The sequence below is a fragment of the Streptomyces griseoruber genome (assembly GCF_001514205.1).
GTDB classification, from domain to species: Bacteria; Actinomycetota; Actinomycetes; order Streptomycetales; family Streptomycetaceae; genus Streptomyces; species Streptomyces griseoruber.
The window spans coordinates 211,551-220,558 of the sequence record NZ_KQ948782.1 but is presented as its reverse complement, the minus strand read 5'-3'; the positions used below and the strand labels follow the sequence as shown (position 1 = coordinate 220,558).

At 71.7% G+C, this 9,008-nt stretch carries 10 protein-coding genes; 5 read left to right on the top strand and 5 right to left on the bottom strand.

Translation table 11 applies throughout. The annotated features are described in order from the left end of the window. The coding region (locus tag AQJ64_RS38580) for a beta-ketoacyl [acyl carrier protein] synthase domain-containing protein (protein ID WP_169809756.1) at positions 1 to 1,283 on the bottom strand (1,283 nt) is incomplete at its 3' end. A gap of 389 nt (positions 1,284 to 1,672) precedes the next feature. Between AQJ64_RS38580 and AQJ64_RS38575 the strand changes: the two genes are divergently transcribed. Next, positions 1,673 to 1,960: a hypothetical protein gene (locus AQJ64_RS38575; RefSeq protein ID WP_055634125.1), complete on the top strand. Its 288-nt coding sequence runs from the start codon at positions 1,673 to 1,675 to the stop codon at positions 1,958 to 1,960. Positions 1,961 to 2,065: 105 nt separating this feature from the next. Here the strand turns inward: AQJ64_RS38575 and AQJ64_RS38570 are convergent, their stop codons facing one another. The 3 genes from AQJ64_RS38570 to AQJ64_RS51410 form a co-directional block, all read right to left on the bottom strand. Continuing rightward, positions 2,066 to 2,644: a helix-turn-helix transcriptional regulator gene (locus tag AQJ64_RS38570; protein WP_055634124.1), complete on the bottom strand. Its 579-nt coding sequence runs from the start codon at positions 2,642 to 2,644 to the stop codon at positions 2,066 to 2,068. Between the two features lie 812 nt (positions 2,645 to 3,456). Beyond that, positions 3,457 to 4,251 (bottom strand): thioesterase family protein, encoded by a 795-nt coding sequence (locus AQJ64_RS38565; RefSeq protein WP_055634123.1) that lies wholly within the window; start codon positions 4,249 to 4,251, stop codon positions 3,457 to 3,459. Positions 4,252 to 4,349: 98 nt separating this feature from the next. Beyond that, positions 4,350 to 4,532, bottom strand: coding sequence for an aromatic-ring hydroxylase C-terminal domain-containing protein (locus AQJ64_RS51410; RefSeq protein ID WP_206189698.1), 183 nt, complete (start codon positions 4,530 to 4,532; stop codon positions 4,350 to 4,352). Between the two features lie 397 nt (positions 4,533 to 4,929). On the opposite strand from AQJ64_RS51410, the gene AQJ64_RS38560 reads away from it, so the two are divergent. From AQJ64_RS38560 to AQJ64_RS38545, 4 genes are all read left to right on the top strand, one after another. Further along, a complete protein-coding gene (locus AQJ64_RS38560) occupies positions 4,930 to 5,514 on the top strand; it encodes a DUF6434 domain-containing protein (protein WP_059203385.1) in 585 nt (194 codons plus the stop codon). Between the two features lie 142 nt (positions 5,515 to 5,656). Beyond that, positions 5,657 to 6,253 (top strand): hypothetical protein, encoded by a 597-nt coding sequence (locus tag AQJ64_RS38555; RefSeq protein WP_055635553.1) that lies wholly within the window; start codon positions 5,657 to 5,659, stop codon positions 6,251 to 6,253. Between the two features lie 174 nt (positions 6,254 to 6,427). After that, positions 6,428 to 7,702 carry a glycosyltransferase gene (locus AQJ64_RS38550; RefSeq protein WP_099054020.1) on the top strand — a complete coding sequence of 425 codons (1,275 nt, stop codon included), beginning with the start codon at positions 6,428 to 6,430 and terminating at the stop codon, positions 7,700 to 7,702. Positions 7,703 to 7,783: 81 nt separating this feature from the next. Further along, positions 7,784 to 8,116, top strand: coding sequence for a hypothetical protein (locus AQJ64_RS38545; protein ID WP_055635572.1), 333 nt, complete (start codon positions 7,784 to 7,786; stop codon positions 8,114 to 8,116). Here AQJ64_RS38545 and AQJ64_RS38540 read toward each other — a convergent pair. Next, positions 8,113 to 8,946, bottom strand: a complete 834-nt coding sequence (locus tag AQJ64_RS38540; protein WP_055635555.1) for a class I SAM-dependent methyltransferase — start codon at positions 8,944 to 8,946, stop codon at positions 8,113 to 8,115. The genes AQJ64_RS38545 and AQJ64_RS38540 overlap by 4 nt on opposite strands. Between the last annotated feature and the right edge of the window lie 62 nt (positions 8,947 to 9,008).

The window sequence follows — 9,008 nt, the reverse complement described above, 5'->3', positions numbered from 1 at the left end:
ATGCCGAAGGCACTCACCCCGGCGATGAGGGGCGTGTCGGGGCGGGGCCAGGGGCCGTTGGTGTTCTGCACGCGGAGGCGCAGGGCGTCGAGAGGGATGTCGGGGTTGGTCGTCCGGTAGTTGAGGCTGGGCGGAAGTTCGCGGTGCTGGAGTGCCAGGACCGTCTTGACGAGGCCGGCGATTCCCGCCGCGCCCTCGAGGTGGCCCACGTTGGTCTTGAGGGAGCCCACGCGCAGTGGCTCGTCGGAGGGCCTTCCCTCGCCAAGGGCCGCGCCGAGGGCGGCTGCCTCGACCGGGTCGCCGACCGGTGTCCCGGTTCCGTGGAGTTCGACGTACTGGATGTCGTGCGGGGCGGTCCCGGCGTTGCGCAGGGCGCGGCGGATGACGTCTTCCTGGGCGCGCGGGTCGGGAGCGGTGAGCGTGTCACCACCACCGTCGTTGTTGACGGCGCTGCCGCGGATGACGGCGCGGATGGGGTCGCCGTCGGCGAGGGCCCGGTCGAGCGGCTTCAGTACGACGAGGCCGCCGCCCTCGCCACGGACGAACCCGTTGGCGCGGGCGTCGAAGGCGTAGCAACGGCCGTCGGGTGAGAGCGCGCCGAAGCGGTGGGGGTAGAGGCTGCTCTCCGGGGCGAGTTGCAGGTTCACGCCGCCCGCGAGGGCGAGGTCGCTGTCGCCGCTGCGCAGGCTTTCGCAGGCGAGGTGGACGGCGACGAGTGAGGACGACTGCGCCGAGTCGAGGGTGAGGCTGGGGCCGCGCAGGCCGAGCAGGTAGGAGACCCTGTTGGCGACGAGGGCGCGGTGCGTGCCGGTGAAGGACTGGTGGGTGACCGCTTCGGGTCCGAGCGCGTGCAGCAGGGTGGCGTAGTCGTCGTGGGCGGCCCCGATGAACACGCCCGCGCTGGTGGAGCGGAGGTGTTCGGGCAGGATGCGGGAGTCCTCCAGGGCTTCCCAGGCGAGTTCGAGGACGAGGCGCTGCTGGGGGTCCATGGCGTCCGCCTCACGTGGCGAGACACCGAAGAAGCCTGCGTCGAAGCGGTCGACCTCGTCGAGGAATCCGCCCTGGCGGGGTACGCCGTCCCCGGACGTGTCCTCGGCGGACGCGAAGGTGAGCCACGGGCGATCGGCGGGAGCCGGACGCACGGCGCTGTCACCGTTGCGCAGCAGGCGCCACAAGCCGTCGGGGTCGGGCGCGCCGGGCAGACGGCAGGCCAGGCCGACCACGGCGATGGCCCGCTGGGGCGTGGCGTTGAGCCCGTACCGTGTGCATTCTGACTCGCTCATTCCACTCCACCAGCTTGTTGGCCCAGCCCGTGTGGACCGCAGACGTCGGGTACGGCATGCGTGCGGCGCACGGCATGGCCGGCGGCCCGCGTCGGCCGGGCAGGGGTCGGACAGCGGATCGCGGGACGCCGGGCTACTCACGCTAGGGGCGCAGGGACTAGGGCGGCCCCTAGATTCATGCCGGGCCGTGGCGTGCCGGGGGCGGCCTCGGGGAGGTGTGTTTCGGGAAACGCCCAGACATGGCCCGGGGCACGGCGTCGGGTGTTGCGTTCGTCGGGGTTCTCCCCCCTCAATGAGGCAACACCGCCCGGGGGCGGTGATGTGTCCGGGTCTCGGGTCGGCGTGCGCGACGGAGCTTTGGCCGGTCCGGAGGAGGCGGAGGTATATCCATGACGAACGCGGAACTCACGGACCTGCGCGGTGCCCTGATCAAGCTTCGTGGCAGCCTGGAGTCGCTGCGGCTGGCCGACGGTGATTCGCCGTACGTCCGCAGACTGATGAACGATCTCGACCGGTTCCAGCTGGACATGGAGGATGTCACCGGCGCCGGAGTTCGCTCGTCGGCGCTGTACCGGAGCAGGCGTGGGCGGGAGGTCGTACGGATCAGCGACGGCCCGTATCAGCATCTGCCGTGGCAGGACGCCGACGACGAGGGGATCGGCGGTCACCGCCGCTGAGTGTGCGGGCGGGGCCTCGGTGACGTCACCGGGGCCGCGGCCGAAAAGCGCCGGACTCCCCCGGCGGGCCTGGGGAGTCCGGTGGCGGCAGGTGGTGCCGCAGGGTCACTTCACGTACTCGGGCACGGCACGGGGCGGCCAGCTGCCGACCGTGAGGACTCCCATCGAGTAGGCGCGGGAGACGAGCGCGGCGCGGTTGGGGGCCTTGAAGCGGCGCAGCATCAGACCGACGTGGTACTCCACGCCCTGCCGGCTGAGGTAGAGGCGCGAGGCGAGCTGGATGGTCGAGGCTCCGGTGGCAACGCCCTCCAGGATGCGGGCGTCCAGGGCGGTGAGCACCGGCGTCGGTTTGGCGGGGCGCTCCGCTGCCTCGGCCGGCTCGTCCTCCGGGCTCATCAGGACGACGACACCTGACAGGTCGTCCCCCTCCCCCTTGACGGCTATGCCGGTGATCTCCGCGGAGAAGACACGGTCGTGCCCGCGCATGGCGACCACTCGCTCGACGAAGCGGCTGCCGTTGCCGTTCGAGAGGTGGGTGAAGTGCTTGGGCAGGATGTTGCGGGCGCTCGGATGCAGGACGTCGTAGATGCTGCGTCCGCAGATCTCCGTGGAGGAGCGGGCGACATGACGGAAGAAGTCGGCGTTCGCCGCTTCTATCTTGAGGCCGGCGTCCAGACTCGCCATGCAGGTGACGTGGTGCGGGGCGCTGTGCCGCCGGTCGCCACGGCGACTATTGCGCGATGCTTCGGGAAGGCCACTGACCAATGCCGACCTGTCGGCGTAGGGGAGCATGGAATTCCTCTCCTGAACGTCAACGCGGAACTATTGCTTCGACAGCGGAAGGCAGAGCAGAAAGCCGCTGCGACGAATATTTCCATTCTTTTTCTGCGCCGCTGTCGGCGACATTAGGTCGGCCGTGTGCGGGGAGTCAACGACGGTCGGGGTCAGCGGGGAAATACTGCGGTGCCCCCGTAGGGCGGGTTCGGTCATCGCGCGTAGCTTCGTTCGGTGGACCGGTTCGGTACGGTCACACATGCACAGCGCGGCGAGGCATGCACCCCCGGAGCCCGTGTTGCGCCGTCGTGGCAAGGATGTGTCGCGGGCGGGAAGGGAACGGCCGGTGCAACACTCCTGTCTGCACTTTCAGTCGAAGATCGGACAATCGTAACGCGAGCGCCCGCATGCAGCAGCGTCGGCCTCACCGCCCACCGAAGGCGTGACATGACGATCCGATAACGACATCGTGATCATGGTTTGGCCACGAAGAAACAGGGGAATCGCGTCGGCCCGTGCGGGCGGGGGCCCGGGGGTTCCACCGGGCTCCACAGGCATTCCGGGAAGCGAAGAAGCACACCGCCGTGGTTGCGTTCGGATGCGTTCAATTCCGTTCGCTCATGCGGTGCGGCAAGGAATATCCCGGCAGGGATAAACCATGAAGACACGAGGGAACCCGGCACTCGTTTTCCGTCTGAACGCGCACCGATCCGCTCGCCGGCTCAGCCGCGCGGTGCCACGTACAGGCTCTGGGTGCTCCGGCCGAGGGGGCCCTTCTCGTCGTGCAGGGCGGACTCGGCGAGGCCGATGCCGGCGCCGTCGACCATCGTCCGGGCGTCCAGGCAGACCCACTCTCCGTCGGGATGGCGATGCATGCTGACGGTGAGGTCGGTGTTGATGAAGACGTACCGGTGGAAGTCCAGCTCGGCGCTGACGCCGTTGCCCGAGTCTGCGGCGATCAGCACCCTGCTGAGCGGTGTGATCTCCTCGCCCGCCACCAGGGGCACCCGCATGCGCATCCACGCCTGCGCCGGGCCGGGCTCCAGGAAGGAACCCGCCGCGAAGCGCACCTCCATGGCGGTGTGGTAGCCGCGGTCCCACGGGACGGGGAAGAACGGCTTCGCGGGCGCGCTCGCCGGGCCGGGCACCTGGGGGCCCGGTGACACCTCGGGGACCGACTGCGGCGCCGTCTTCAGGAGCAGAGCCGTCACGCGCATCACGTCCGCGCCGCCGTCGGGCGTGAGGACGGCCTCGACCAGTTCGGTACTGCGTCCCGAGCGCAGCACGCGCACGGCCACGGTCAGCGGCCGGATCGGGACCGGGCGCATGATCTCGTACGTGAGCCGGGCGACCCGCAGATCCGGCCGGGCCCCGGGCCGCCGCTCTACGGCCAGGCCGAGCAGCGCGGCGGGCGGGCCGGCGTGCTGGGAGTCGGCGTCCCACGGCCCTCGGGTGGAGGGGGTGGGGAGGAACCGGTCCTGGGTCTCCCGCTCGTAGAAAGCCTCTGCTTCCGACACCGGTGTGCCTTCCCTCCGTGGTCCGCCGTCTCTCCCGCACCATGCTACTAAGCGCTTGCTCATTCCGGCAGGAGGCCGGAGCGGGCCGGCGACGCCGCTCACTCTGCCGGACCGCCGAACCAGTGCCCTGCGGCCCGCTCGAACGCGTCCCGGTCGACGTCGCCCTCGCCCTCCCGGGCGACGATGCCGTCGGGGCGGACGAGGACTGGCGCCCAGTCCCAGGTCGTTCCGCGCCGGCCCGGCCATGTACCGGATCCGCCCGGCCCAGCCCTTCGCCGCATCACGCAGACGGCGGTCGGTGGTGACGTCGAGGGCGACGCCGCGGCGGCCGGTCAGCGAGCGGGAGCCGGAGCCGGAGCCGGAGCCGGAGGACGGCTACCTGGAGCGGCTGGCCGGCGGGTATCGCGTCGTGGGCCGGCGGATCGCGCTCGAACGACACGGTCCCACCGGCGGCCTGGCCCGCGAAGCCTTCTCCCCCAGCCTGATGGCGGGTCTCGCCGGAGTCGTCCACACCCTCCTGAGCATGCCTCCCCGCCGCCGACCTGCCCGACCCTCTCCTCCTGGACACTCTCCTCCCGGACCCTCTCCTCCCGGACCACAGCACACCCGGGTGAGGCCCCGGCCGCTGTTCCGGAAGGCCGCCGCGGCCCGTGGCGCGCGGCCCGGCAGAATGGCGGCATGAACGACAACCAGAACACCAGTGCGACGGCCGCCGAGTCCAGGCCACCGCTGACGGCCGGCCTCACCGGCGCCGAGCTGCTGCGCTGGTACTGGACCCTGGACGAGCTCACCGGCCTCGCCCGCACCATGGGCGTCGCGCGCCACGGCGGCAAGGCGGCCCTCACCGCCCGGCTCGCCGCGGCGCTGGACGGCCTGCCCCTGCCCGCCGCCCCGGCCCGCCGCCGCCCGGCGAGCACGCAGTTGACCGGACCCGTCGACGGCGACACCGTGATCCCGGCCGGGCAGCGGTGCAGCCAGGTCCTGCGGAGGTACTTCCTCGAAGCGATCGGCCCCGGCTTCCACTTCGACGCCTTCATGCGCGACTTCATCGCCCGCGGCCCCGGGCGGACCCTGGCGGACGCGGTCGCCCACTGGCACGCGACCCGCCCGGACGCGGCCCGGCCCCGAGAGATCGAGGAGCAGTTCGAGTACAACCGCTTCACCAGCACCTGGCACCGCCGGAACCCGGCCGGCACCCGCGCCCAGGCCCGCGAGGCCTGGCACGCCCACCGCGCGCTGCCCAGACACCCCGGCGGCGACTGACGGCGCGCCCGCTCCTCGGGCGAGGACGCGGGTGAACGTACGACGGCGGCACAGCGGTCTTCCGTACTATCGCTACGCGACTTCGCGCATGTCATGGGGTCGCCGCTCATCGGCGGCGGCACCGAGGAAGGGTGTGAGCGTCATGTCCGAAACCACCACCCGTACCACCGAGTTGACTTCCCAGTACGGCGCCCAGGTGGCCGGCGACCTGGAACGCAACCTCAAGGAGCAGGAACGCCTCAGCGGTGAGATCGAGGCGCTGCACGAGAAGCTGGCCGCCCTGCGGCACGATCACACCGTCCTGGTGAACATCCAGCAGGCCCTCGGCATCCCCGCGGCGCCCGAGGCATCTCCTGTCGAACCGGCCCGGTCGGTGCCCGCTCCCCGTAAGCAGACGGCCGCGGCGCCGGGCGCGGCCGGGAAGGTGAAGGCCCGCAAGCGCACGGGCAGGAAGACCGCCACCGCCGCGCCCTCCCCCGAGCCGGCTCCGCCCACGCTGGTGGACCTCGTACGGGAGCACCTCGCCGGCCAGGACGAACCCCGCTCGGCTGCCGAGATCGCGGTCGCGCTGGGCGAGCGGCATCCCGAGCGGACGGTCAGGACGACCGTGGTGCGTACGACGCTGGAGGGTCTGGTGGCCAAGAGCCAGGCCCAGCGCACCAAGCAGGGCACGTCCGTGTTCTACACCGCGCCCGACCCGGCCGCTCCTGCCGCGCAGGCGTCCCCGCAGTCCGCCTGACTCCCGGACGTCGCCGCCGGGCCCGGCCGGTCGGGCACCGGGTCTGCCCGCGGGTCGGCCCCGGTGGTCCTTGTGGTGCGGTCGTCGGCTGTCGAGGGTGGGCGTGAGGACTGCTCTCGTCCAGGGGCGTCCACCATCGGATCAGGAGTTCCTTTGACGCGCGAGCACTTGGCGATGAACGCATCTGCTCAGCCGAAGCCCCAGGCCAAGCCGGCCCCTCGGGCGGTCGGTTCGAGGGGCTGGACGCCCGGGGCGCCGGTGGACCGGGGCGGTGTGACGGCCCTTCAGTCGGCCGCGGGCAACGCCGTGGTCGCCCGGCTGGTCGAGGAGCGGCGGCACCCGCACGACGGTCCCGACTGCGGACGTACGGACGGCCCGGGGCACCTGCCGGCCGTGCAGCGCGCCCCGCTCCATGTCACGAGCGAGGGGGACGCGACCACGGGCCCGCAGGCCGTGGACTCCGACAACGAGCAGGAGGTCCGCCGGTTCGTCTTCGACTCGATCCTCAAGGGCAACCACGAGGCGGTCTCCCTCGTCATCAAGCGTCTCGAGGCCCTGGTTCCGCAGCCGGCCTACCTCGCCGGCCTTCGCGAGGTGGTGGAGCAGGCCCCCACCGAGGAGCGCCCGCGGATCCCGCCCCTGGTCCACTTCATCTGGATCGGCGGCAACATCAGCAAGGACGCCCTCGACAACGTCCTGGCCTGGGCGGGGAAGGCGCAGAACTCCGACTGGCGCATCAATCTCTGGACGGACCGGCGCAGCAGCTGGTCGCTGGGTGACTCGGCCAGGGTCAAGTGGGCCAGGTCGATCGAGTTCAAGAACATCGAGGACGCGATCGACGACCGGCTGGCGGCCACGTACGAGAAGGCCACCAAGGGGCCGACGAAGGCGTATCCCTTGGCCTCCGACATCGCCCGGTACAGCATCCTCAAGAGGCTCGGCGGGGTGTACGCCGATGTCGACCTGGGGTCAGGGACGATCGATCTCCAGCAGGCCCGGCCCACGCTCCGCGAGAACGACGTCCCGGCCCTCGGACCGCTCATCCGTGACAGGACCAGCCTGAACGCGCCTCTCGCTGCGGCGGGGGCCCCGCCCGTCACGGGGGTGCCGACCGCGGAGCAGGTCAGGACCGCGGCACGCTACCTCCTCGACACGGGCGGGTACGGCAACCACTTCATCATGGCGCAGCGGAACTCCGCCGTCATGGAGAAGCTGATCCAGAAGATCGCGGCGTCCGTCGGGGACATGGACGCCGACGAACTGCACATGGCCGGCCCCGCCGCCACGGGCCCCTTCGCCCTCATCCGGGTGGTCGACGAGCACCTCAGCGCGGAGTTCGGCGTCGAGCGCCTGCAAGCCGGGGAACACCAGCTGTTCCAGCGGGCGGGTCAGCAGTTCCACGACCACATGGAGTGGCTGACCGCGGAGAGCGAGAACCAGGACTACTGACGCGGCCCCGGCACCGGGCGAGGCTCTGAGCTACCTCAAGTCGCTTGGCGCACCGGGTACATGGCGGTCACGATGATCCGTATGACGGGCATCGGCAAACTGAGCGGCAAGCAGAACCTCGTCCTGACGATCCGGGACTCGGACGTGATGGCGGCGGTGCTGCGCGAGGCGCTGGCGCAGGCCACCCCCGAGGAGCGCCCGGGCCTGGAACGCGCGGCCGCCCTGATCGCCGTCACCGCCACGGACACCGACAGCCGGCTGCGCGCCCGTTGGGTGCGTGACCGGCTGGCCGCCACCGGTTTCACGGGCGATGTGGGCTCGGTCGCGGCGGTGAAGGCACTGCGCCAGGCGGAGCCCCGGCTGAGCCTGGTGGCGGCGGTGGAGTTGCAGAAGGCGGCGGTGGCCCATCCCTAGCCGGGGGTCCTCTCGGCTGTGACCAGCAAGTACTCCCACTCCATGGCGCCGTGCGCGAGATGCTGGGCGGCCAGATCCGTGAGGGCCGCGTCCAGGGCGGTGACCTTGTCGGGGTCGTCGGCGACCGCGCCGTAGACGGCGACGGTCGGGCCGTAGCAGTTCTTGAAGAACTCCCGGAACTCCTCCGGCCTGGAGAACCGGTCGACGCGGAGCATCCGGCGACGGGCGTCGACGCCGGTCACCCGGTCGCCGAGCAGCGAACGCACATGGCTCTCGTCGCCCCACAGCGGCGCCGGCTGCGCTCCGGGCGGTGGCGGTGGCGCGTACGGGCGCATCGCGGTGAACATCTGCCCGACGAACCCTTCCGGGGTCCAGTTGGCCAGGCCGATCGTGCCGCCCGGGCGGCACACGCGGACCAGTTCGTCCGCGGCCTGTTGGTGGTGGGGGGCGAACATGACACCGACGCAGGACACCACGGTGTCGAAGTCCGCGTCCGGGAAGGGCAGTTCCTCGGCGTCGGCCTCGCGCCACTCCAGCTCGGCGCCGCGCTCCGCGGCAAGGTGACGTCCGGCCTCCAGCAGTTCCGGGGTCAGGTCCACCGCCACGACGTCGGCCCCTTCGAGGGCGGCGGGGATGGCGGCGTTCCCCGAGCCGGCCGCGACGTCGAGCACCCGGGTGCCCGGGCGGACGCCGCTCTCCCGGACGAGCGCGGGACCCAGGTCCGGGATGACGTCCGTGGCGACGAGGGGGTAGTCGCCCAGCGCCCACATGGCGCGGTGTCTCGCCTTCAGGGCCCGGTCGGCCTGCGCCGCATCACTCGAGTCGGACATGACGGATCCTCCGCTCCCCTGCCGTGCGCGTACGGTCCCGGGCGGTGGCCTGCGCCCGGACG